This window comes from Pseudomonas sp. NFIX10, from assembly GCF_900111955.1.
In the GTDB taxonomy this organism is placed as follows: Bacteria; Pseudomonadota; Gammaproteobacteria; order Pseudomonadales; family Pseudomonadaceae; genus Aquipseudomonas; species Aquipseudomonas fluorescens_AA.
The window spans coordinates 63151-87669 of sequence record NZ_FOKH01000023.1 but is presented as its reverse complement, the minus strand read 5'-3'; the positions used below and the strand labels follow the sequence as shown (position 1 = coordinate 87669).

Here is a 24519-nt window from a genome sequence, read left to right as displayed (position 1 = left end):
CGCCTCCAGGCTACGGCAGCAACTACTGCTCCAGCTCGTTGATGAGCTGACTGATTTTCGCCCGCAGCCAACGATGCATCGGATCCCCCTCCATGGTCCGGTGCCAGAGCATGAACTCTCGCATCACCGGGATTTTCACCGGTGGTTGCAGGATGCGCAGCGGCAGGTAGTTGGCGTAGAGCCTGGCCATGCGCTGGAGCATGGTGGCGACGCGTTGAGTGCCGACGATCAATTGCGGGAGGGTGTTGAAGTCGTGGGTCACCACTTCCATGCGACGGGTGAAACCGTACTGGCTCATCAACCATTCTTCGACGCTCAACTGCCGGTTGCGGCCAAAAATCACGGAGACATGGCCCATCTCGATGTATTGATCGAGGGTGATGCTGTCGCCCACTTGGGTGTTGCCGTCCCACACCACGCAAACGTGCTCTTCTTCGAATAGTAGCTGCGATGGATGGCCTTCGATGAGGTAGTGCTCAGGCACGATCATCATGTCGGCCTCGCCGCGCATCAGCATTTCGTTGGACGTGTCGCCGGGGCCCAGCAGTTCGAAGGTGATGTGCGGGGCTCCCAGGGAGATCTTCTGGATCACCTGGGCAAACAGGACGCTGATCAGATAGTCCGAAGTGATCAGGCGAAAATGACGCTTGCTAGTGGCGGGGTCGAACACCGGTTTGGCGGTGATCGAGGACTGGATCGTCAGCAACACCTGGCGCACGGGTGCCGCCAGTTCGCGGGCGTAGGGCGTGGGCTGCATCTTGCGCCCGACCTGCGTCAGCAGTTCGTCTTCGAAGTAGAGGCGCAGCCTGCCCAGTACGCCGCTGGTGGCGGATTGGGTCATGTGCAGGCGTTCGGCGGCGCGGGTGATGTTCTGCTCTTCCAGTAGCACATCCAGCGCCACCAGGAGATTGAGATCCAGGTGGTTAAAGCGCATGGCGGTCTCGATTCTTGTATTTATTCTGCAAATACCTTCCGGCCTTCCTATCGAGACGTCAAGTCCCGAGCGTGGGTGAATCGAACGATGCCTGTTCGATTTTCCAGACCCTTTGCGCTGCGCAGCCAGGTATCGCATTTGCCGATAGGTCGCATCCCGACAAGCGATTAGTCAGTGGGTTTGTATCCCTTCAGTATCGGCCCACAGTCGGTTGGCGTGACGCTTGATCGACTCCAAGACCAGCCTCGGCAGCGCTGCGCCTGGCACGGTTCCCGTAAGCGGGGTGCCGGCCTGCGCTGAATAATTACAATGGAGTGGTAACTCAATGAACATCATTGGCCTTGATGCCTTGATTTTTGGCGTCGACGACATTCAAGCCTGTACCCATTGCCTGCGTGACTACGGCCTGCGCCCTGTCGATGTCGACAGCGAGGGCGGACGTTTTGAAGCGCTCGACGGTACGGCGGTGATCATCCGTCGTGCTGACGACGCCCGTCTGCCGGCGGCCATCGGGCCAGCCCCCTCGATTCGCGAAACCGTTTATGGCGTGGCAAACGTGGCTGATCTCGAGGCCATTGCCGATGAGTTGGGGCACGACCGCCTGGTGACCCGCGGTGCCGATGGCTCCGTGCACAGCGTGGACGATATGGGTTTTGCCATTGGGTTCCAGATCAGTGTGCGGCGTCCCTACAGCGCACCAGCCGACCTGACCAATGCACCGGGTCATGCCCCCCAGCGACCGGTCAACCAGCCGGGCATCCACCCCGATATGCAAGCCTTGCCGCGGACGCTGTCCCACGTGGTGTACTTCGTGCCGGATGCGGCCAAGGCCGAAGCTTTTTACAAGCGCCTGGGCTTCGTGACCACCGACACCTTTGTCGGTGCCGGTCCGTTCATGCGCCCGGCCGGTTCCGATGACCATCACTGCCTGTTCATGATCCAGACGCCACCGCACATGAAGGGTTGCGAGCACTTCACCTTTCACATGGGCAGCGGCACGGAAGTGCTGTTGGCCGGGCGTCGCTTCGAGCAGCAAGGCTGGACCAGCTTCTGGGGGCCGGGGCGGCACTTCTTTGGCTCCAACTGGTTCTGGTACTTCAACAGTCCGTTGGGCTGCCACATCGAATACGACGCAGACATGGACAAGCACGATGACGCCTGGCAAGCGCGCCAGGCGCCGTTGTCGGCGGATAACTCGCAGCTGTTCCTGTTCACTTCCCGGGAAAAATGGTTCCCGGGCGGCCCGCCGCCCAAGCAGGCCTGAGTGCGGATGTCGTCCATGAGTCACGATGTTCATGTTCTCTGTCGCCTGGATGAATTGGTCGAAGGGCACGCACGCGGGTTCGATCCCCTGGGCACGGGGAAGGACAGTGTGTTCGCCCTGCGCCATGGCGGCGAGGTGCGGGTTTATCGCAACAGGTGCCCGCACCTGGAGGTGCGGCTGGAGTATCGCAAGGATCGTTTTCTCAGCGTCGATGGCCGCCAGATCGTCTGTTACGCCCATGGTGCCCGCTTCCTTCCGGACAGTGGCCTGTGTGTCTACGGGCCGTGCCTGGGGGAAAGCCTGAGTGCGCTGCAGTGGCATGCAGAGGCCGATTGGCTGGTGCTCGAAGCCGGTCAATTGGAGGCGTGGGCACCTTAGCTAACGTATCGCGGTAGCTGATACATCGTATCCCTACATGCGATTGGTCAAACGCCTGCTTTGCCGAGAAAGTGAACACAACGCGGTAGCGAATGCGTGCAGAAACAGCCGGCAGCGCAGCCTGGGATCGCTCCGGCGGAGCGCTTGCGTGAATAACAAGAATAAGAGTGAGACGAGCATGAACGCAGTGAAAAAGGTGCTTATCGTCGGTGGTGGTATCGGTGGTCTATGCGCCGCCATCGCTCTACGTCGCCAGGGCATCGAAGTCGATCTTGTCGAGCTCAAGACGCAGTGGACAGTCTACGGCGTTGGCATCATCCAGCAGAGTAACGTCTTCCGTGAGATGGCCAAGTCAGGTGTTCTGGACGGCTACCTGGATGCCGCCTGCGCGTTCGAGGATGTGACCATCAATACCACCGCCGGTGAACGGCTGGCGCGAATCCCCGGTCAGCGTCTGGCGGGCCCCGAGTATCCAGCCAACGTCGGCATCTCGCGCCTGGCCCTGCATCAAGTCCTCAGCGAAACCGTGGCTGCCCTTGGTGTCTCGGTTCGTCTGGGCCTGAGCGTCGAATCGCTGGAGCAGGTGGGCGAGGGCGTTGATGTGCTATTCACCGATACCCGTCGTGGTCGCTACGACCTGGTCGTAGGCGCCGATGGGCTGTACTCCCACATGCGCGGCTTGCTGTTCGGCGAGCAGTACTCGCCGCGTTTCACCGGCCAGGCGGTGTGGCGCTACAACTTTCCACGCGCCGCCGGAATCGATCATCTGGCCACCTTCCAGGGAGCCGCCGGCATGGCCATTGAGGATGCCGTCGTGCTTGGCGAAGAGTTGGTCGCCGGCGGCAGCGTCGTACAGCTGCCCGAACGCTTTATGGCGCGCCGTTATGAGCGCTGCAAATTCATCAGCGACAGCTCGGTGCTGGCCGGTGACAAGGAAATGGCCTACGACAGCAGCTTCGACCGGATCGGCCTCGTCAGGCGGATGCTCGACGTCACGGCGGCGCCCATCTGAGGCACCGGCAAAAACTGAATGCGCTCTCCCATGGATGCTTCATGCCTGTACAGGCTTGACCCGGTTGGACTGTGGGCGCCGTTTCACCAGAAGAGCTGACATACAACAACAATAAAGAGGGTTATTTCGATGGCTACTCGCAAGATTGCTGCGTCGCGGCGCGTCCCCTTCACCCTGACCCTTGCGGCTAGCCTGGGGTTTGGCGCCTCGGCTGCCCAGGCTTTTCAGATCGATACCGGCAATCCCGATCTCAGCTTGCGCTGGGACAACACGCTGAAGTACAGCGCCGCCTGGCGCCTGAAGGACCCCAGCAGCAAACTCAGCGAGGGCCAGACGGCGTTGAACCAGAATGATGGCGATCACAACTTCGGCAAGGGGCTGATCTCCAATCGCCTGGATATTCTTTCCGAACTGGACATCGGTTTTCACAACTTCGGGGCCCGTCTGAGCGGTGCGGCCTGGTACGACACCGTCTACCAGGACCGTAACGACAACAACGATGCGGCCAGTGCCAACCAGCGTTCGGTGGGCTTCGACGAATTCACCAGCGACACCCGCCAGCTGCACGGCGGTGACGGTGAACTGCTGGATGCCTTTGTCTACTGGAACGGTGAGCTGGCCGACCGTACCTTGTCGGTTCGCGCGGGGCGCCATGGCCTGATCTGGGGCGAGAGCCTGTTCTTCGGCGGCAACGGCATTGCCGGGGCCATGGCGCCGGTGGACGTGGTCAAGGCGCAATCGGTGCCCAACACCCAATTCAAGGAAATCACCCGGCCGGTCAACCAGCTCTCGACCGCCTACCAACTGACCGATGATGTGTCATTGGGTGCCTTCTACCAGTTGGAGTGGGAAGCCACTCGCTTGCCGGGCGCCGGCAGCTACTTCTCCAACGACGATACCATCGGCGACGGCAGTGAACGGCTGATCACTGGCGGGCCGTTTCCGGATTTTCTTGGCGGTAATGCCAACAGCCCGGCCGCGTTTTTCCATGGCAAGGACAAGAAAGCCAGGAGTTCCGGCCAGGGCGGCCTGCAGCTCAAGTACAACACCGGGACGATGGATTATGGCCTGTACGCGCTGCAGTATCACGAGAAAACCCCCAAGTTGTATTTGAAACCGAATGCCACCGGGCCGAACTTCAGTACCGGGCAAGTCGGCGAATATTCCTGGGTCTACCCGGAAGATATCCGTGTCCTGGGCGCCAGTTTCGCGACCTCCGTGTACGAGTACAGCTTTGCCGGCGAGGCATCGATACGCTGGAACATGCCGCTGGTGTCCAACGCCCAGACCGTCCTGCCGGGCGTCGAGGCGGACAACAACGATGACGCCCTCTATGCCGTCGGCCGTACGGCTCACGTCAACCTCAACGTCCTGGCATCGCTGGGGCCTTCCTTCGTCGCCAATGAAGCCAGCCTGTTAGGGGAAGTCGCCTGGAACCGCCTGCTTGCCGTGACCAGGAACCGCGCCGCCCTGGACCCTGACGCCACCGATGACGGCCTGGGATTGAAGTTGGTGTACACGCCCACCTATCGCCAGTTCTTCCCGGGCGTGGACATCAGCGTGCCGCTGGGCATCAGCTATTTCCCCATGGGCAAGTCGGCTGTGATCAGCGGGTTCGGCCCCGACAGAGGAGGGGACATGAACATCGGCGTCTCCGCCACCTACCTGGACCAAGTGACCGTGGGGCTGACCTACACCCACTTCTACGGTCCCGAGGACACCAGCCTCAACGCCGCCAACCAGTTCAATTACAAGCAGTCGCTGAAGGACCGGGATTACCTGGCTTTCTCCGTCAAGACCACGTTCTAAGAGGATTTGCGCATGACCATTCAGTTCACTCTAAAGGCCTTGTGCTTAACCCTGCTGGCCGCCGCCGCGCCGATGACCTTGGCCGCCAGCGCTGAACAAGCGGCCGCGCTGGGCAAGACCCTGACACCCTTCGGTGCCGAGAAAGCCGGCAATGCCGATGGCAGCATCCCGGCCTGGGACGGTGGCTACACCAAGGTCGATCCGAGCTACGTCCCGGGTGGTAAGCGTGGTGATCCGTTTGCCGCGGACAAACCCTTGTACAGCATCACCAGCCAGAACCTGACCAAGTACGCCGACAAGCTCAGTGACGGCACCAAGGAGCTGTTCAAGCGCTTCCCGCAGACCTATCGCATCGACGTCTATCCGACCCGGCGCACGGCGGCCGCGCCGCAGTGGGTCTATGACAACACGCTCAAGAATGCGACCCGCGCCAAACTGGTCAACAGCAGCGCCGGCCTGATCCCCGACGGTGCCTATGGCGGGATCCCGTTTCCGATTCCCCAGAACGGTACCGAAGCCATCTGGAACCACCTGCTGAACTGGCGCGGTACCTCGGTCGCAGCGCATTTTCGCCACTATCTGATGACGGCCGACGGCAACCAGGTGATGACGAGCGACGGCCTGTTGACCCAGGAAATGCCCTACTACTTCGAGGAGGGCGGTCCTGAAAACTACTCGGGTGACTACTGGTTGGTGCGCTTTGTCAATCTTGGCCCGGCGATTCGTGCCGGCGAGCAGATCCTGGGGCGCGAGAACATCAATGGCGATAAATCCCAGGCCCATGTCTATCTGAGCGGCCAGCGTCGGGTGCGCACGCTGCCCAACGCCTGCTGCGATACACCGACGCCGGCCACTGCCGGGGTCATGTCCTTCGACGAGTTGAGCGTATGGGGCGGTCGTACGGATCGGTTCGACTGGAAACTGGTGGGCAAGCAGGAGATGTACGTCCCCTACAACACCAACAAGGCGCAGAACGCGGCGCAGCCGCAGGACCTGCTAGGCAAGCATCATCTGAACCCGGATTACGTGCGCTGGGAGCTACACCGCGTCTGGGTGGTCGAATCGACGCTGGCCGCCGGCAAGCGCCACCAGTTGCCCAAGGGCCGTTACTACCTCGACGAGGACACTTGGCAGGCCCTGCTCGGTGACCGTTGGGATGCCAGCGGTCAACTGGCCAAGACCCTCTGGTCGCTGCCTTCCGTATTGCCCGACCTGCCAGGCCTGGTGCAACTGTCTGCCGGTTTTTATGACCTGACCTCCGGCGCGTGGTTTATCCAGAACCTCTACGCCGGCTTGCCGGAACAGTATCACGTGGTTGATCGCTACAAGGCCTCGGAGTTCTCGCCAGCGGCGATGGCGGGGAGGGGCGTGCGTTAACTGAGCTGAGAGTCAAGGACATGCCTGTCGGCGTGTCCTTGGGGTACGAGTGCTTGTCCGAGGTAGGTTATGAACAGAATCAGTCAGGCGGGCGCTTTGCTCTTGGCCCTGTATTTGCCCTTCGCCGCGAGCGTGTGCTTGGCCGGGCCGGTTGCGGTGGGCGTACCGCTCAATACCCCGGCCATGCGGGTACCGGCTGCGCAGAATGGCGTATTGATCGACCTGGCGCGTGCCGGCACGCGTCTGGTGGCCGTGGGCGAGCGCGGCCTGGTGCTGTTCTCCGACGACAATGGGCAAAGCTGGCATCAGGCTTCGGTACCGGTTTCGGTCAGCCTGACGGCGGTGCGCTTCGTGGATGCGCAAAAGGGCTGGGCTGTCGGCCACGCGGGTGTGGTGCTGGCGACGCTGGATGGTGGTGAACACTGGACGCTGCAGCTCGACGGTGCGCGCGTGGCAAAGCTGGAGCTGGACGCCGCCAGGGCGGACCAGGCCACGGCTGCCGACCTGGATGCCGCCCAGGTACGGGTACAAAATGCCGAGCGTCTTGTCGCCGATGGTCCAGACAAACCGTTCCTGGCGCTGGAATTCGTCGATGCGCGCCGCGGGTTGATCGTCGGTGCCTACGGTTTGACGTTGCAGACCACCGATGGTGGCGCCACCTGGCAGTCGCTGATGGGACATGTCGCCAACCCGAACGGCTTGCACTTGTACGCCATCAGTCGTCAGGGCACGCGTTGGTTCCTGGCTGGCGAGCAGGGTTACCTGGCGCGCTCGGACGACGACGCGGCGTCGTTCAGCCAGTTGGACAGCCCCTACGAAGGCAGTTTCTTCACCTTGCAGAATCGCGCGGATGGCGCGCTGGTGGTCGCAGGTCTCAAGGGCAATGCCTTTATCTCCCACGACGCTGGCGAAAGTTTCCAGCGTCTGTCGGTACCCGTACCCATCTCTTTCAACGACGCCACCCGCCTGGCCGATGGCCGACTGCTGCTGGTCAACCAGGGCGGCACGTTGTTTCGCAACAGCGAGCAGACCGGGGCGGCGCTTCTGCCGCTGGGCAACCCCTTGGGCATGCCTGTTTCAAGTGTGATCGAGGCCGCCGATGGCAGCCTGATCGTTGCCGGTTTCACCGGGCTGCAGCGTCTTGCGCAGCCAGCCACTGCCGCTTCGGAGTGAGGTTATGACGTCCCCTGGTAATTTTTCCCAGTCCCCTGCGAATGCGTTCGAAGACTTCGATCCGCGTTCCGGTTCGGTGCTCGAGCGAGCCCTGTTCAACCATCGCTTGTGGGTGTTGCTGCTGTGCCTGGCGACCACGCTGGTACTGGGTTGGCAATCCAGTCATGTCGAGCTCAATGCCAGTTTCGAAAAAATGATCCCCACCCATCAGCCCTATATCGCTAACTACCTTGAGCACCAAAAGGAACTGAGCGGGCTGGGTAATGCAGTGCGCATCGCGGTGGTCAACAAGCGGGGTGATATCTACGACAGCACCTACCTCAAGACCCTGCAGGCGTTGAGCGACAAGATCTACTTGCTGCCCGGTGTCGACCGTGCATACATGAAATCGCTCTGGACACCGGCCACGCGCTGGGTGGCGGTGACCGAGGCGGGCCTGGAGGGTGGGCCGGTCATTCCGGATAACTACGATGGCGGCGCCGCGAGCCTTGCAGCATTACGGCGCAATGTGCAGCTGTCCAACGAAATCGGCCAGTTGGTGGCGCTCGACCAGACCTCGAGCATCATCCAGGTGCCGCTGTTGCAGCGGACCCCCGATGGCCGGCCATTGGACTATACCCAGCTGTCGCAACAACTGGAGTCGTTGCGCAGTCAATACCAGAGCGACAGCATCGACATTCGCATCACCGGTTTCGCCAAGAAAGTCGGTGACCTGATCGCCGGCCTGCGGCAGATCCTGATCTTCTTCGCCGTGGCGATCCTGATCACCACGGTTGTGCTGTATTGGTACACCCGCTGCATACGCAGCACCTTGCTGGTGGTGTTCTGCTCATTGGTGGCGGTGGTCTGGCAGCTCGGCCTGCTGCCGCTACTGAATTATCAACTGGACCCCTATTCGGTGTTGGTGCCGTTCCTGGTGTTTGCCATTGGCATGAGCCATGGCGCACAGAAGATGAACGGCATCATGCAGGACATCGGGCGCGGCATGCACCGGGTGGTCGCCGCGCGCTTCACTTTCCGCCGCCTGTTCCTTGCCGGTCTCACCGCGCTGCTATGCGATGCGGTCGGCTTCGCGGTTCTGATGATCATCAAGATCCAGGTGATCCAGGACCTGGCGATGATCGCCAGTATCGGCGTGGCCGTGCTGATCTTCACCAACTTGATCTTGCTGCCCATATTGCTTTCCTACGTTGGGGTCAGCGGCCGCGCGGCGCGACTGAGCCTAAAAAGCGAGCACGCCGAACAAGCGGGCCAGCATCGCCATGGGGTCTGGCGTTTCCTGGATCTGTTCACTCAGCGCCGCTGGGCGGCGTTGTGCATCGCCCTGAGCCTGGCGCTGGCGACGCTCGGCTTCGTGGTCAGCCTGCAATTGAAAGTCGGGGATCTGGATGCGGGCGCGCCCGAGCTGCGGGCCGACTCGCGCTACAACCAGGATGATGCATTCCTCACCCGGCATTACGGCGCCAGCAGCGATCTGTTCGCGGTGATGATCAAGACTCCCGCCAGCGCCTGTTCGCGCTATGACATCCTGAACAAGGTCGATGCCCTCGACTGGCAGTTGCGCACCTTGCCGGGTGTCGATTCGACCAACTCCCTGGCGTTGCTCAACCGCCGCATGCTGGTGGGCCTCAGCGAAGGCAACCCGAAGTGGTATGAGCTGCAGAACAACCAGGCGATGCTCAACATTGTCACCGCCGGCGCGCCGCGCGGGCTGTACAACGAAGACTGCAGCCTGCTGACGCTGTACGTCTACCTCTCTGACCACAAGGCGCAAACCCTGAGCCGCCTGGTGAATCACGTCGAGCAATTCGCCGCGGCGAACAATACCGAGGATGTCCAGTTCCTCCTGGCCGCTGGCAATGCCGGGATCGAGGCAGCGACCAACATTGTCGTCAAGCAGGCCAACCGCGAAATGCTGTTCTGGGTCTACGGCGCGGTGATCCTGCTGTGCCTGATCACCTTCCGCTCCTGGCGCGCCACGATTTGTGCGGTGATTCCGCTGATGCTCACGTCGATCCTCTGTGAGGCGCTGATGGTCTGCCTGAACATCGGCGTCAAGGTCGCGACCCTGCCGGTGATCGCCCTCGGCGTGGGCATCGGCGTCGACTACGCGCTGTACGTGATGAGCATCCTGCTCGGTCATATGCGCCAGGGCAAAAGCCTGTCGCAGGCGTATTACCGGGCACTGCTGTCCACCGGCAAGGTGGTGATGCTGACCGGTGTGACCCTGGCGATCGGCGTGGCCACCTGGATGTTTTCGCCGATCAAGTTCCAGGCTGACATGGGCGTGCTGCTGGCTTTCATGTTTGTCTGGAACATGGTCGGCGCGCTGGTTCTGTTGCCGGCCCTGGCTCACTTCCTGTTGCCGAGCAAACGGGTGAGCACCGGGCAAGCCGAGGCTAAGCCCAACCATTCGACGAGCCTGCCGCTGATGCCTGCCGCAGTCGAGGAGGGGGCCTGTGCGAAGCACTCACTGCGCCTGCCGTCGGGACACGATCAAACGACCACGGCGGCTGCTAATTCCGTCGCGTCATAACAACAAGAAAGGACTTACCCATGCCTCGTGTGTATCTGTTCCAGCAGTCTCTATGGCTTGACCTTATCGCCGGCCTGAGCGCCTTCGGCATGGCGTTCTGCGCGATCCAACCTGCGGAGGTGCGTGATGAGCGTTGAACGTCAGGCGCGGCTGCCGCAATCCTTGTTGCTATTGCTCGGCAGTTGTATGCCTGTACTTGGCGCGGTGCTGCTGGCGCCCATCCTGCCGCGTATGCAGGAGCACTTCGCCGACACGCCGGGTGTGGCGGTGCTGGTGCCCATTGCCTTGACGCTACCGGCGTTGATGATTGCGTTGTTGTCCCCCGTGGCCGGGATCATCGCCGACCGACTGGGGCGCAAACCGTTGCTGATCAGTGCGATGGTGCTCTACACCTTCTGTGGCGTGCTGCCGCTCTGGCTGGAGTCGCTGCGGCTCATTGTGATCAGCCGCGCCGGCATCGGTGTGGCCGAGGCGGCGATCATAACCTGCTGCACCACGATGATGGGTGACTACTACAGCGGTGCGCGGCGTGAACGCATGTTCGCCCTGCAGATGGTTGTAACCTCGTTGTCGGCGGCGATTTTCATTGCCGTCGGTGGCGTGCTCGGCGAGCACGGCTGGCGCACCCCTTTTGCCCTGTATGGGTTGGGGCTGGTGTTCCTGCCGCTGATGGCTTGGTTGCTGTGGGAGCCGCGTGGGCAGGTCATCACTGCGACGACGGTGAGCCGGGTATTCCCCTGGCGTCCCCTGGCACCGTTGTATGCCCTGGCATTCCTGGCTGGCTTGAGCTTGTTCATCGTGCCGGTACAAGTGGGCTATCTGCTCAACCTGATGCATGTCGAAGGGGCGCAGCAGATCGGCATGACCATGGGCGCCAGTCAGTTCGGCGTACTGGTTGGCGCCCTGGGTTTCCGATTGCTCCGTGGTGTCCCGGCGCACCGACAGATGCTCCTGGCCTTTGTCGCGGCCGGTATCGGTAGCGGGCTGCTGGCGGTGGCCGGCAGTCATGGGCTGGTGGTGATCGCCGTCCTGATCAACGGCCTGGGCATCGGCCTGATGATGCCCACCCTGCTCACCTGGATCATGGCCCAGATCGACTTCCAGCAGCGTGGCCGCGCCGCCGGCGGCTTCTCGGCGATGTTCTTCGCCGGTGAGTTCGCCAGCCCGCTGGTGGTGCTGGCGATCACGGGTGGGGTGATCAGCGCTTTGCCGGCCGCGCTGGGAATCGTCGCGGGCGTTCAACTGTTGGTGGCCTTGGCCTGCATTCGTTTGCGGGGCAGCGGGTCTGCTTTTCCCACAGCGGTTGCCGCAGACCCTGAGCGCTGACCTGCCCATTCGCCGTTTCATCAAAATAAGAACACTGAGGAGAACATCATGAGTTACTTGCTCGACACCTGGTACATCGCTGGATGGGCAGACGAGCTGGCGCAAGGTGGGATGCTTGGCAGAACCATCGTCGAACAACCCATCGTGTTCTTTCGCGATAGCCAGGGTGTGATCCAGGCACTCGCTGATCGTTGTCCGCACCGTTTTGCCCCGCTGCACATGGGCAAGATTGTCGGCGACAGCGTGCAGTGCCCGTACCACGGCTTGCGTTTCGATGGCAGTGGCCAATGTACGCACAACCCCCATGGCGATGGGACCATCCCCAAGGCTGCCTGTGTTCGCGCGTTCGCGGTCGTCGAGCGCCATGGGGCGATCTGGGTCTGGCCAGGCGATTCGAGCCAGGCCAACGATGGGCTGATCCCTGATTTTTCCTTCCTCGAACAGGCTCCAACCCACGCCAAGGGGCATGGGTATTTACCAACCCGTGCGCACTACGAGTTGCTGTCCGACAACATCATGGACCTGAGCCACGTTGATTTCCTGCACCCCGATACGCTCGGTGGCGGGGCGTTGTCACGCACGCGCGCCACCATCGAGGAGTTGCCCAACGATCGCGTGCGCATCAGTTGGTGGGCGCCCGATGACGTTCCCCCGCCGGCTTTCGGCGCTCACCTTGAAGACCCGAGCCGGGCAGACGTCTGGGCCGAAGTCATCTGGCACGCACCCGGCCTGATGCTGCTGGGCAGTGGCGCCACGCCTCCAGGATGCCCCAGGGAAGAGGGGGCCGTGACATGGAACCTGCACCTGATGACGCCGCAGGACGCGACGAACACCCATTACTTCTTTGCCAATACACGCAGTTTCGAGCAGGACAATGCTCAGTTGAATGCCTTCGTCCAGGACATGTTGATCGGTATTTTCGCCGGTGAAGACAAACCCATGGTCGAGGCTCAACAGCGCCAGATTGGCGAAGTTGATCTGCTCGGCCTCAACCCAGTGTTGCTGCCAGCCGATGCCGGGGCCGTACGTTGCCGACGTGTTCTGCGTCGGTTGATTGAAGCCGAGCGGGCAAGGACACAAGCCAGCCTGTGACCCACCTGTCGTTTTGAAAAGAGGAATTGCGATGAGTTTTCTACGCAACGTCTGGTGTACGGCCGCCTGGGGCGTCGAGGTCAAGGCCGGGGCGCTGTTCCAACGAACCCTGCTCAATGAGCCCGTGGTGTTTTTCCGTGATGCCCAAGGCACCGCTCAGGCCATTGCCGATCATTGCCCACACCGTTTTGCGCCCCAGGCCGATGCGGCGCTGATCCCGGATTTCAGTTGCATGGACGATGACAATTGGTATGTCGGCAAACGCCACGTGCTCGATCGGCTGATTGCCGCTGAATATTCAGTGGGGGCCCAGTGATGATCGATGTCGTTGTGACCCGCAAGCGCCTCGAAGCCGAAGGCATCTACAGCTTTGAACTGGCCCCGGCCGACGATTCCATGCTGCCTGCTTTCAGTGCCGGCTCGCATATCGACGTGCATCTGCCCAATGGCCTGGTGCGCCAGTACTCACTGTGCAATCACCCCCAAGAGCACCATCGCTACCTGCTGGGCGTGTTGCTCGACCCGGAGTCTCGCGGCGGCTCGCAGGCCATGCACGAGCAAGTGCACGAAGGCACCCGGCTGCGGATCAGCGAGCCACGCAACCTGTTCCCGTTGGAGCAGGGGCGGAGTACAGCGTGCTGTTCGCGGGCGGTATCGGCATCACGCCGATCCTCTGCATGGCCGAGCGCCTGGCGCGGATCGGCGCGCCTTTCGAGTTGCACTACTGCGGTCGCTCGGCCCTGCGCATGGCCTTTATCGAGCACATCCGCCATTCGGCGTTTGCCGATTGCGTGCACGTTCATGTGGACGATGGTGAGGAGGCTCAGCGTCTGGACAGTGCTCGGGTCTTGTCCGCGCCGGCGAGTGATCACCACCTGTACGTCTGTGGCCCTACTGGCTTCATGGAGCACGTGCTCGGCACGGCGCGCGAGCAGGGCTGGTCCGAGGCGCAATTGCACCGTGAGTACTTTAGCGCCGCCGCTGTCCCGACGGGTGAGGCGGGCAGCTTCGAGGTGCAACTGGCTAGCACGGGACAGTGTTTCCACGTGCCAGCCGCGCTCAGCGTTGCCCAGGTGCTGCTGGAGGCGGGTATCGATATTCCCTTGTCCTGCGAGCAGGGCATCTGTGGCACCTGCATCACGCGCGTGCTGGAAGGTGAGCCAGAGCATCGCGACATGTTCTTGACCGATGCCGAACGGGCCCGCAACGACCAGTTCACGCCGTGTTGCTCGCGTGCCAGGAGCGCCCGGCTGGTGCTCGATCTTTAAGGTTTTCCATGCATCCATCTTTACCCGCTGTCGTGTTTCACCAATTGATTGAGGAGTCGAACATGCAACAACTTCCTGGTTTCAAACGCGTGGTCACCGGGCACGACGCCCAGGGCCAGGCGGTGGTCGCGCTCAGCGGACCGACACCCAATAGCTTCCCGCTCAAGTCCGTACCTGGCACGGTCTTCCATGAGATCTGGAACAGTGGCGCCAGCCCGGCCGTGCTGGATAACGGTGACGATCCCACTCGTAAGCCACTCCAATTGAGTCCGGCCCCACTGGGCAGTGTGATCCGGGTGGTGGATATTCCGCCCGACAGCATGCAGAACCAAATCAGCGCCGAAGATGCCGCGGCGGCCTTCGCCGAAATTGGCCAGGCCCATGCCGGCACGGGACAGGCGGATTCGAAACACAAGCTGATGCACCGTACCGAAACGCTCGATTACGGCGTGGTCACGGAGGGTGAGGTGTGGTTGGTGCTCGATGGCGAGGAAGTACATCTCAAGCGCGGTGATATCGTCGTGCAGCGAGGCACCAACCACGCCTGGAGCAATCGTACCGAGCAGATGGCACGCATGCTCTTCGTCCTGCTCGATGGCCGCTTTGCGCCCGAGCTGCAAGGAGAGCAGGCATGAAGCTCAGTACTCTCAAGAATCACAGCCGCGACGGTCGCCTGCTGGTGGTGTCCCGCGACCTGGCCTGGGCAGTGGATGCCAGCGATATTGCCGCGACGCTGCAGGATGCCATCGAGCATTGGCCGAGCGTCGAGGCCGCCTTGCGCGCGCGGTATGAGGCCTTGAATGAGGGCACCCAGGCCGGTGCCTTTGCCTTCGATCCAGCGCAGGCCGCTGCACCGTTGCCGCGTGCCTGGCAGTGGTTGGATGCCTCGTCGTTCCTCAGTCACGGGGAGCGGATGCAGAAGGCGTTTGCGCTTGATCCGATCGAAGGCGTTGAACACATCCCGCTGATGTACCAGGGTTGTGGCGATGATTTCCTGGGCCCCCACGACGACATCGCTCTACCGAGTGAGACCCACGGCATCGACTTTGAAGGCGAGTACGCGGTGTTGGTCGATGACGTGCCCATGGGCTGCTCGGCAGAGCAGGCCGCCAGTCATATTCGGCTCATTTTGCAAGTCAACGATGTCAGCCTGCGTACACTCGCCCCCCGTGAAATGAAGACCGGCTTCGGTTTTATCCAAGCCAAATCCTCATCCAGTTTTGCCCCGGTGGCGGTCACCCCCGATGAGTTGGGCGAGGCTTGGCGCGATGGGCGTGTGCACTTGCCGCTGAAGGTGGAATGGAATGGCAAGTGGTTTGGCCATGCCCATGGCGGCGCCATGCATTTCGGTTTTCATCAGTTGATTGCCCACGCGGCATTGACCCGCCGCCTCAGGGCGGGCTGCCTGATCGGTTCCGGCACCGTCTCCAATGCCGACCCCACGGTTGGCGCTGCCTGCATCGCCGAACGTCGTGCCGTGGAGATGATCGAGCAGGGCGCGCCACAGACACCCTTCATGCGCTTCGGTGATCGCGTGCGCATGGAAGTCTTCGACCTGCAAGGGCAGTCGGTTTTCGGGGCGATAGACCAGCGTGTCGTGCGCGGAGGCCTCCCATGCGCGTGATGATTACCGGGGCCAATGGTTTTGTCGGCCGGGCGCTGGTGAAACGATTGCTCCAAACCAATGAACTGCAAGGCCGGTCGATCAGCGCGTTGATACTGCTGGATAAAGAGTTGGCAGGGTTTGCCGACGATAAGCGCCTGCGCCGGCATTGCGGCAGTGTGACCGATGCCGCGTTACTGCGTCGCGCGCTGGCCGATGGCATCGATGTGGTTTTTCATTTGGTCAGCATCCCCGGTGGAGCGGCCGAGCAGCACTATTCACTGGGCTATCAGGTCAACCTGCTGGCAAGCCTGGAGCTGCTTGGCCAGTTGCGCGAGCAGCCTGGTGCGCCGGTGCTGGTGTATGCCAGCAGCGTGGCGGTGTACGGCGGCGACCTGCCGGCGCGCATCGATGAGCGTGCCGTGCCGCGCCCGCAGTTGAGCTATGGTGCGCACAAGGCGATGGTGGAAATGGCCCTCAACGACCTTGCCCGACGAGGCGAGGTGGACGGTCGTGCCGTGCGCCTGCCCGGCATTGTCGCCCGTCCACGTGAACCCAATGGACTGCGTTCGGCGTTCATGAGCGATCTGCTGCACGCCTTCGCCGAAGGCCAGCCGTATTGCTGCCCGGTTTCGCCGCAGGCGCAGGCCTGGTGGATGTCCGTGCGGTGTTGCGTGGATAACCTGTTACGGGCCGCCGAATTGCCCGCCGCCGAACTTGGCGAGTCACGTGTCTGGCAATTGCCGTTGTTGCACCTGTCCATTGCCCAGGTCATCGATGCCCTGGCCGCTGCCTACGGCCAGGAACGCCGCGGGTTGATCAGCTTCGCACCGGATGCCGGGCTGCAAGCGTTGTTCGGCAACTTCCCTGCAATGAAAACCCCTCTGGCCCGTGCCCTTGGCTTTCGCCATGACGGCTCGGCTGCCGCCTTGATACGAAACAGTTTGAACACTGCTGCCCCGGCGCGTCGTGTGCGTGGACGGGTGGCGCTTGGGGTGACTGATCATGCAATCAACTAAACGCCGCCTGGTGGATCTGTCCGTTACCCTGGACAACAACCCCTACACCGACCCACCGCCGTTGTTGCCGAAAATCGACTACATGGACCATCAGCAAGGCTGGCCGGAGATGGCTGCGATGTTCCCCGGCCTGTCCAGGGAGCAACTGCCCGGCGACGAATCCTGGGCGGCTGAGCGCCTGCAGATCACGACACACAGCGGTACGCATATGGACGCCCCTTGGCACTACGCCTCGACCACGGACGGTGGCAAGCCGGCGTTTGGCATCGACGAGTTGCCGTTGGAATGGTGCCTGCAACCCGGCGTGAAGCTGGACTTTCGTCATTTGCCGGATGGCCATGTGGTCAGCGCCGCCGAAGTGCAAGCCGAGCTGGCGCGCATCGACCACGTGCTGCAGCCGTTGGACATTGTCCTGGTCAACACTCGCGCCGGTGCGCTGTTCGGTCAGCCAGGGTATCTGGATGCCGGGGTCGGCATCGGCCGCGAGGCTACGTTGTACATGCTTGAGCGCGGCGTGCGCGTGGTCGGCACCGATGCCTGGAGTTGGGACGCGCCGTTCAAGTACACACGCGAACGCTTCGCCGCCACGGGCGACGCCTCGATCATCTGGGAAGGGCACAAGGCCGGGCGCGACATCGGCTACGGCCAGATGGAGAAACTGGCCAACCTGGAATGCTTGCCGGCCCATGGTTTCCAGGTGTCCTGCTTCCCCTACAAAATCAGGCACGCTTCGGCCGGCTTTGTCCGCGCCGTAGCGATTTTCGAGGTGTGAACGTGCCGGCGGGCGGTGGAAAAAAACGCGGCAGCCTGTCCCGGGGGCTCGAGGCGCTGCTGTCAGGGCTCATTCTTGAGGGACGACTGCGTGGTGGTGAACAGTTGCCCACCGAATCGGTCCTCATGCTTGAGCATGGGGTCAGCAGAACCGTGGTGCGCGAGGCCATGTCGCGTCTGCAGGCTGCTGGAATGGTCGAGACACGCCACGGTATCGGGACGTTTGTGCGCGGTAGCACCCTGTCGCTGGGGGCCTTCATCGACCCGGCGACCCTCGGCATCATCACAGATTCGCTGGCGATCATGGAGTTTCGGATCGGTCTTGAAGTAGAAGCCGCCGGGCTCGCCGCCTTGCGACGCAGCCCGGATCAGTTGGCGGGGTTGCGGGCGCTCCTCGATCAGCTCGGGCAGCCTGCGGTCAGTGTCAATGATCGGGCCGCGTTGGATTTTCAGTTTCATTTGAACATTGCCCAGGCAACAGGCAATCACTACATCGCTAACACACTGCTCAATCTGGGCGCGGTCATCATCCCGCGCAGCCGACTGGACTGCGCGCGCCTGTTTCACGATGAGCCTTCGCACTACGAACAGCGCATGCAAAGCGAGCACGAACAGATTTACCAGGCGATCTTCAATCAGGACGCTGAATGTGCGCGCGCTGCCATGCGCCTGCACCTTCACGACAGTCGCGAGTATCTGCATCAAGCGCGCCAAGAGCTGATGATATGACGAATAACCAGAACTCCCAGGTGCCGGACACGGCCATGCAGCATCCTGCCACGGCGCTCACCATCATCGATCCTCGCTGGACCTTGTTCGTACGTGTCGTGGCGGCTGGCAGCCTCAGCAAAGCGGCCGTACTGCTGGATATGCCACAGTCCATGGTGAGTCGCAATATTGCCGCGCTCGAGTCGCAATGTGGCGAGCGCCTGTTTCATCGTACGGGGCGCGGGGTGGTCCTGACCGAATTTGGGGAGCAGTTGTTGCCGTGTATATCGGGCCTTCTCGCGGACGCTGAAGGGCTTGCCGATGACATTCGCAACTTGCGTGGCAAACCGGTGGGCGAGGTGGTCGTAGGCATGTTGCCCTCCGCGGTGCGTCGGTTTGCGGGAACGCTTTTTTCTGCGGTGCGCGCCCAGATGCCGGGGGTGAGGTTGCACCTGATCGAGGGCGCGAGCGCTCAACTCGAAGAGCAACTGCACGATGGTCGCCTGGATATGGCACTGGTGCTGCGCGAGAGCGAGGCCAGCATCGGGCAAGCCCACTTGCTGGCCAGGCTACCGCTGCATCTGGTGGGGCCCGCCGTCGATCCTCTGCTCGGCAATCGAGATATTGCGCTGAAAAATCTATCGGGGTTGCCATTGGTCGTGCCCGGACGACCGCATTTGCTGAGGGCCAGGCTCGATCATCTGGCCGCCGAGCATGGCGTGGCGTTGTGCGTAGCCGTCGAAGCCGACTCCGTCCAACTCCAGTACGAAGTCGTGGCGGCCGGTGGCGGTTATGCGATTGCTTCTGTACTACCGGGCTCGCTGGATCAACGGCTGATGTCATCGCGTATCGTTGAGCCACTTCTGGAGCGCTTCGTCGTGCTGGTCGAGTCGCCCCGTCGTCCCTTGACCCGTGCCTCCCGTGAAGTGCGCCGGCTGATCTGCAGTCTGGCCATGCCATCGATTTGAGCGATAGCTGCTTTCGATCCCCAGCAGTATTCGGTGGGGTGTGGGCCTCGTAGGGTGTCAGTCAATCACTGATTGATACCCGATTGCGAGGTTAGCGCGATGCATCACCCCCAAGAGTCCCAAGCCATTGCCCCGACGCTTTTTCTCAGCGACGCCGATGTTGCCTCGCTCGCCGACTGGAGTACCGCCGTTGCCGCGCTCGCCGAGGCGTACGCACACCCTGCATCGGATGCCATGGTACCGCCTCGTTCCATGGCCCGGGGCGATGGCATCTGGCTGCGCAGTTTGACCGCTGTACCCCCGGCTGGCGGCCATATGGGCTGCAAGTTGATCGCGGCCTCGATGCGGGCGTGTTGCGCCAGCTACCTGATCGCATTGTTCAACCAGCAAACCATGGCGCTCAGCGCCTTGATCGATGGCAATCGGGTGACGGGGTTGCGCACCGCGGCAACCGCTGCGCTGGCAGTCGATTTGCTGGCGCCCGAGCGCGCGCTGCGGGTAGGTGTGATTGGTGCAGGGTTTGAGGCTCGTGGCGCGCTGGACTGCCTCAAGTCCGTGCGCGATGTGGCCCATGTCCGGGTCTTCAGTCCGACGCCCGCGAGCCGCGAGCGGTTTGCCGAAAGCTTCAGGCCCGGACTGGATATCCAAGCGGTGAACAGCGCGCAAGAGGCCGTACGGGATTGTGACGTGGTGATTTGTGCCGCACGCAGCCGTGACGAGTCTCCGGTACTGCAAGGCGCCTGGCTTTGCCCGGGCGCTACGGTCGTGTCGCTGGGGTCCACCTTGCCTGAGCAACGGGAGGTTGACCCGGTCACGATGGAGCGAGCCGTCTGCATCGTCGCGGATATGCCGCAAGAGGTGCTTCACGATACGGGTGACGCCATTGCCGCGATCAGTGCCGGCGTTTATGTCGCCGACAAGTTGGTCGCGCTGTCGGACCTGGTGGCGGGTCGTGTCAACCCGCGCCAGAACGCCAACGACATTGTCCTCTACAAATCGGTGGGCTCGGCGTTGCAGGATGTCGTCATCGCACAAGCGTTGTACGAGCGCGCCAGGCAACAGAGCCTCGGTATCGAGCTGCCTGCCAGCATTGTCCCTGTCTCGAAATAACCCCCTCACTGTTCAAAGGAAATCACCATGGCCACTTACAAGAAAGCGGATGCCCGTGCCTGGGCCCGGGAATACCTGATGGGCTGCTCGGCGGTCACCATCCCGAGTTTTAGCGCCGACCTGAAGCGTCTCAATGAACGGGGCATACGCCACGACATCGAACAGGCGGCAGGACTGGGCTACAGCAGCACGTTGCTGTGCAGCGAACTGGCGATCTCTGCCCAGGAAAACGCCCAGTTCACGGCCTGGGCCCGTGAGTCGGGGAAAAACCTGATCCTGTTCTTCCATGCGGCTTTTGGCACGCTGGCAGAGAACATCGAAGCGGTGAAGCTCGCCGAGAATGCCGGTGCAGACATCGTCCTGCTCTCCTATCCGCCGCAGTTCTGGCCGACCAGCGAGCAGGAAATTTACGACTACACCAAGTCGTTCTGCGACGCGACGGACCTCGCCGTCATGCTGTTCCCGATTCCGCTCTGGGGCTTTGAGCGCGTGCATCCGGCAGGGATGTCGTTGGAGTTGGTTCGTCGGCTGCTGACCGATTGCCCGAACATCGCGGCCATCAAGTCGGAGCAAGGGTTCCCGCTGCCGGCGGGCATTTGCGAGATGTACTACCACTTTCGTGATCAGGTGGTGATCAGTTGCCCGATCGAAGCTGACGCGATCCCCCTGATGAGCCTGATGAAACTGCAGTTTTCCGGCACCAGCAACACGGCCTGGATGAGCGACTACTACCCGAAAGCTTTCGAACTGGCCCGCACGGGCCGCTTCGAGGAGGCGATGGAGCTGTATTGGAAGGTCAATCCGGCCCGTAGCGCCAACGGCGCCGCCGCGCAAAGCTATGCCGGCGGCACCGGGGTACTCAACCGCACGATGTGGAAATACCAGGATTGGCTCGCCGGCTTCAACGGTGGCCCACTGCGCGCCCCGGCGATGCGCGTGCCGGATCGCCTCATGAAGTCCCTGCGTCAAGGGTTGGTTGCGGCGGGGCTGCCGGTGACTGCGGACCCTGACAGTGCCTTCATGATCGGACGTCACCCGTGCTGATTGAGAGGATTGAAAAGTGAAGCATTTACTTAAGGATCCCACGCTGTGGCGTACCGGTGCCTACATCGCTGGGGAGTGGCTGACCGAGACGCCGCACGGCCAGTACACGCTGCGTAATCCGGTGGATCAATCGGTGTTGGCCGAGTTGCCACGCTGCGGTGAAGCTGAGGTTCGGCGCGCCATCGACGTGGCGCAGGAGGCCTTCGGCCCGTGGCGCCGCCTGACGGCTAAACGCCGTGGCGAGGTGTTGCGCCGTTGGTTCGAGTTGATGGTTGAACATCGTGAGGACATTGCCACGTTGATTACCCTGGAGGAGGGAAAGCCACTGGAGGAGGCGCGGGGTGAAGTCGATTACGCGGCGTCTTTCGTACGCTGGTTTGGCGAGGAAGCCACACGGGTGCGCGGTGATCTGATTCCGGGCGTAAAGGACACACAGCGCATTGTGGTTCTGCGCGAGCCCATCGGGGTTTGCGCGGCGATAACGCCCTGGAATTTCCCCGCTGCCATGATCACGCGCAAGGCCGCTCCAGCGCTCGCGGCCGGTTGCACGATGGTCGTGAAACCGGCCAGCCAGACACCCCTGACCGCCCTGGCGCTGGCTGAGCTCGCCCTGCGTGCGGGTGTGCCGGCCGGTGTTTTCAGTGTGATCACCGGCAATGACACCCGTGACATTGCCGGTGAACTTACGGCCAACCCGCTGGTGCGCAAGCTCACCTTCACCGGGTCCACGGAAGTGGGCCGGTTGCTGCTGGCGCAAGCGGCACAGACGGTCAAGAAATGCTCCATGGAACTGGGCGGCAACGCCCCGTTCATTGTCTTCGACGATGCTGATCTTGATGCAGCGGCTGACGGTATGATGTTGGCCAAGTTTCGCAATAGTGGACAGTCCTGTATCGGCGCGAATCGGGTGCTGGTGCAGTCAGGAGTCTATGACGCATTGACCGAGCGCATCGTCGAGCGCATGGCACGCCTGAAAGTGGGCAATGGCCTGGAGCCGGGTGTACAGGTCGGGCCGTTGATCGATGACGCGGCGGTACGAAAATCCCAGGCGCTTGTCGATGATGCGCTGGTGCAAGGCGCTCGACTGCTGTACGGCGGCAAGCCCCATGCCCTGGGCGGGTGTTTCTTCCAACCCACCTTGTTGGCCGATGTGACTCATGGGATGCGGGTCGCCCGCGAAGAGATCTTCGGCCCGGTCATGCCACTGATGCGTTTCGACAGGGACGACGAAGCCATTGCGATGGCCAACGACAGCGAGTTCGGCTTGGCGGCATATCTGTTCAGCCGCGACGCGGCCCGTATCTGGCGCAACGCCGCCCGCATCGAATCGGGCATGGTAGGCATCAACTGTAGCTTGATTTCAAATGAGGTCGCACCCTTCGGAGGCATCAAGCAGAGCGGTCTTGGGCGAGAGGGATCTCACCTTGGGATCGATGAGTTCCTTGAAGTGAAATACCTCTGCTGGGATGGCTTGGAAAACGTGTGAACCCACGTCTGCGGTTCATATGAACCGCAGTTCGCTTCCTATGCGCGAGGCAAGCGTCCTCGTGTCGGCTCAACCTCACTGCAAACTGACCACCGCCATCGCGAGCAAGCCCGCTCCCACAGGTTTTTGTGTTGTGTCCAGATACCGTGAACACGCGCTGCCCCTGTGGGAGCGAGCTCGCTCGCGATGACGCCGGCACATCGAGCATCACTGCAAACTGACTCTCCGCTATCGCGAGCGGGCTCGCTCCCACAAGCGGACTGCGGGTATTCAGCAATCGAACAAGCCTTCCCTCCGACACCCATCACCTCCTGCGATACCTCTGATTGTGGAAAGCGATTTCAGCGCTGATAGCCGATTCGATAGTCTCGTTGTCGATCCGGCATTTTCAGTCGGAACTTCATGAGTTTGCGGCATTGAGTCGATAGCGCTGCAGAGCCAGTCGGTGTGCCATGCAATGTCAGCCCGATTGAAATAAGAATAATTAGGAGAGCGTGATGATTGCAGCAGTCAGTAAGGTCCTGGTGATCGGAGGCGGGTTTTCCGGTATGACCGCAGCTATCCAGCTCGCCTCTCAGGGCGTCGAAGTGGACCTGGTGGAAATAGACCCTCTGTGGTGTCCCCTGGGGGCGGGTATTACGCTCAGTGGACCCACGTTGCGGGCACTGGACACGGTCGGGATTCTTGAGCGGGTGGCTGGGGAAGGGTATCTGTCGACCAATTTCGATGTGTTTTCACCGGCAGGCGACCTGATCGTGCAGTTGGCGCTTCGACCTCCGGTCAGCGATAAGCCGATACCCTGTGGTGGCGGCATCCTGCGCCCGGTGCTGGCTCGGATCTTTGCCGACAAGACGCGGGAGGTGGGCACTCATGTGCGCCTGGGCATCACGTTCGACCGCATCATCGAGCACGAGAATGGCGTTGAAGTGTCTTTCACCGACGGCACCGCTGGGCGCTATGACCTGGTCATCGCTGCCGATGGCGTGCACTCGCGGATGCGCAAGGAGTTTTTCCCGGAGGCGCCCTCGCCAAAGCCCATTCACCAGAGTGTCTGGCGCGCGGTGCTGAAGCGTCCGCCGCAAATCGTACGCCCCACGCATTGGCTGGGCCGCACCAAGGTTGGCGTCAACCCGATTTCCGAAACGCATATGTACATGTTCCTTTTGGAAAACCGCGAATTTTCCGAGTGGATCGATCCGGCCAGTTGGTCAGGTGAAATGGCACGCCTGCTGGGTGAGTTCCCCGCGCCGATCCTGCAAGGGCTGGTGCCGCAACTGTACGAGGCGGGCGCCAATATCGACTATCGTCCGCTGGCCAATTTACTGGTGCCGTTGCCATGGCATAAAGGTCGCATCGTGCTGATTGGAGACACGGTGCATGCCACCACGCCACATCTGGCTTCCGGGGCTGGCATTGGCATCGAGAGCGCCATCGTGCTGGCCGAAGAACTGCTCGCCGATAGCGATCTACAGGCTGCTCTGACGCGGTTCGAAGCGCGGCGATGGGCGCGCTGCCAACTGGTGGTGGAGAACTCTGCGCGTCTGTGCGAGATAGAAAAGAGTGGGGGTGACAAGGAAGAGCATGCCCAGATCATGCGCGAGTCCACTGCGACGTTGGCCGACCCTATCTGAGTTATCGGGA

At 61.9% G+C, this 24519-nt stretch carries 21 protein-coding genes and 1 pseudogene; 21 read left to right on the top strand and 1 reads right to left on the bottom strand.

The window, feature by feature from the left end:
• Nucleotides 1–22: 22 nt before the first annotated feature.
• Complete coding sequence (locus BM321_RS20435) at nucleotides 23–934, bottom strand: LysR family transcriptional regulator (RefSeq protein ID WP_092444345.1); 912 nt, start codon at nucleotides 932–934, stop codon at nucleotides 23–25.
• A 325-nt stretch (nucleotides 935–1259) separates the two neighbouring features.
• On the opposite strand from BM321_RS20435, the gene BM321_RS20430 reads away from it, so the two are divergent.
• The 21 genes and pseudogenes from BM321_RS20430 to BM321_RS20330 all read left to right on the top strand — a co-directional run bounded on the left by BM321_RS20430 (nucleotide 1260) and on the right by BM321_RS20330 (nucleotide 24509).
• The gene (locus BM321_RS20430; protein ID WP_092444343.1) at nucleotides 1260–2198 is read left to right on the top strand and encodes a VOC family protein; all 939 of its coding nucleotides are present in this window, start codon (nucleotides 1260–1262) and stop codon (nucleotides 2196–2198) included.
• A 15-nt stretch (nucleotides 2199–2213) separates the two neighbouring features.
• Nucleotides 2214–2576, top strand: a complete 363-nt coding sequence (locus BM321_RS20425; protein WP_092444341.1) for a Rieske (2Fe-2S) protein — start codon at nucleotides 2214–2216, stop codon at nucleotides 2574–2576.
• A gap of 178 nt (nucleotides 2577–2754) precedes the next feature.
• The gene (locus BM321_RS20420; protein ID WP_092444339.1) at nucleotides 2755–3588 is read left to right on the top strand and encodes an FAD-dependent monooxygenase; all 834 of its coding nucleotides are present in this window, start codon (nucleotides 2755–2757) and stop codon (nucleotides 3586–3588) included.
• 129 nt (nucleotides 3589–3717) lie between these two features.
• Nucleotides 3718–5397 carry a DUF1302 domain-containing protein gene (locus BM321_RS20415; protein WP_092444337.1) on the top strand — a complete coding sequence of 560 codons (1680 nt, stop codon included), beginning with the start codon at nucleotides 3718–3720 and terminating at the stop codon, nucleotides 5395–5397.
• A 12-nt stretch (nucleotides 5398–5409) separates the two neighbouring features.
• Complete coding sequence (locus BM321_RS20410) at nucleotides 5410–6774, top strand: DUF1329 domain-containing protein (RefSeq protein WP_092444335.1); 1365 nt, start codon at nucleotides 5410–5412, stop codon at nucleotides 6772–6774.
• 69 nt (nucleotides 6775–6843) lie between these two features.
• Nucleotides 6844–7947, top strand: a complete 1104-nt coding sequence (locus BM321_RS20405) for a YCF48-related protein (RefSeq protein ID WP_092444333.1) — start codon at nucleotides 6844–6846, stop codon at nucleotides 7945–7947.
• Nucleotides 7948–7951: 4 nt separating this feature from the next.
• The gene (locus BM321_RS20400; protein ID WP_092444331.1) at nucleotides 7952–10483 is read left to right on the top strand and encodes an efflux RND transporter permease subunit; all 2532 of its coding nucleotides are present in this window, start codon (nucleotides 7952–7954) and stop codon (nucleotides 10481–10483) included.
• Between the two features lie 126 nt (nucleotides 10484–10609).
• A complete protein-coding gene (locus tag BM321_RS20395; RefSeq protein ID WP_092444329.1) occupies nucleotides 10610–11809 on the top strand; it encodes an MFS transporter in 1200 nt (399 codons plus the stop codon).
• 48 nt (nucleotides 11810–11857) lie between these two features.
• Entirely contained in the window at nucleotides 11858–12901 is a 1044-nt protein-coding gene (locus tag BM321_RS20390) for an aromatic ring-hydroxylating oxygenase subunit alpha (RefSeq protein WP_092444327.1), read from the top strand.
• Nucleotides 12902–12932: 31 nt separating this feature from the next.
• Nucleotides 12933–13217, top strand: coding sequence for a Rieske 2Fe-2S domain-containing protein (locus BM321_RS20385; RefSeq protein ID WP_256573459.1), 285 nt, complete (start codon nucleotides 12933–12935; stop codon nucleotides 13215–13217).
• Nucleotides 13217–14169 (top strand): annotated as a pseudogene (locus tag BM321_RS20380) (2Fe-2S iron-sulfur cluster-binding protein). The gene BM321_RS20385 and the pseudogene BM321_RS20380 overlap by 1 nt, the downstream one beginning before the upstream one ends.
• Before the next feature lie 62 nt (nucleotides 14170–14231).
• Nucleotides 14232–14804, top strand: coding sequence for a cupin domain-containing protein (locus BM321_RS20375; protein WP_092444325.1), 573 nt, complete (start codon nucleotides 14232–14234; stop codon nucleotides 14802–14804).
• Nucleotides 14801–15793 carry a fumarylacetoacetate hydrolase family protein gene (locus BM321_RS20370; RefSeq protein ID WP_092444323.1) on the top strand — a complete coding sequence of 331 codons (993 nt, stop codon included), beginning with the start codon at nucleotides 14801–14803 and terminating at the stop codon, nucleotides 15791–15793. Before BM321_RS20375 ends, BM321_RS20370 begins: the two co-directional genes overlap by 4 nt.
• Entirely contained in the window at nucleotides 15784–16791 is a 1008-nt protein-coding gene (locus BM321_RS20365) for an NAD-dependent epimerase/dehydratase family protein (protein WP_092444321.1), read from the top strand. The genes BM321_RS20370 and BM321_RS20365 overlap by 10 nt, the downstream gene beginning before the upstream one ends.
• Complete coding sequence (locus BM321_RS20360) at nucleotides 16778–17563, top strand: cyclase family protein (RefSeq protein ID WP_175534951.1); 786 nt, start codon at nucleotides 16778–16780, stop codon at nucleotides 17561–17563. The genes BM321_RS20365 and BM321_RS20360 overlap by 14 nt, the downstream gene beginning before the upstream one ends.
• Complete coding sequence (locus BM321_RS20355) at nucleotides 17560–18291, top strand: FadR/GntR family transcriptional regulator (RefSeq protein WP_256573457.1); 732 nt, start codon at nucleotides 17560–17562, stop codon at nucleotides 18289–18291. Before BM321_RS20360 ends, BM321_RS20355 begins: the two co-directional genes overlap by 4 nt.
• Nucleotides 18288–19238 (top strand): LysR family transcriptional regulator, encoded by a 951-nt coding sequence (locus BM321_RS20350; RefSeq protein WP_256573456.1) that lies wholly within the window; start codon nucleotides 18288–18290, stop codon nucleotides 19236–19238. Before BM321_RS20355 ends, BM321_RS20350 begins: the two co-directional genes overlap by 4 nt.
• Nucleotides 19239–19337: 99 nt before the next feature.
• A complete protein-coding gene (locus tag BM321_RS20345; RefSeq protein ID WP_092444316.1) occupies nucleotides 19338–20348 on the top strand; it encodes an ornithine cyclodeaminase family protein in 1011 nt (336 codons plus the stop codon).
• 27 nt (nucleotides 20349–20375) lie between these two features.
• On the top strand, nucleotides 20376–21392 hold the full coding sequence (locus BM321_RS20340) for a dihydrodipicolinate synthase family protein (RefSeq protein ID WP_092444314.1): 1017 nt from the start codon (nucleotides 20376–20378) through the stop codon (nucleotides 21390–21392).
• Nucleotides 21393–21408: 16 nt separating this feature from the next.
• On the top strand, nucleotides 21409–22878 hold the full coding sequence (locus tag BM321_RS20335) for an NAD-dependent succinate-semialdehyde dehydrogenase (RefSeq protein ID WP_092444312.1): 1470 nt from the start codon (nucleotides 21409–21411) through the stop codon (nucleotides 22876–22878).
• Between the two features lie 497 nt (nucleotides 22879–23375).
• A complete protein-coding gene (locus BM321_RS20330) occupies nucleotides 23376–24509 on the top strand; it encodes an FAD-dependent oxidoreductase (RefSeq protein ID WP_092444310.1) in 1134 nt (377 codons plus the stop codon).
• Nucleotides 24510–24519 lie beyond the last annotated feature (10 nt).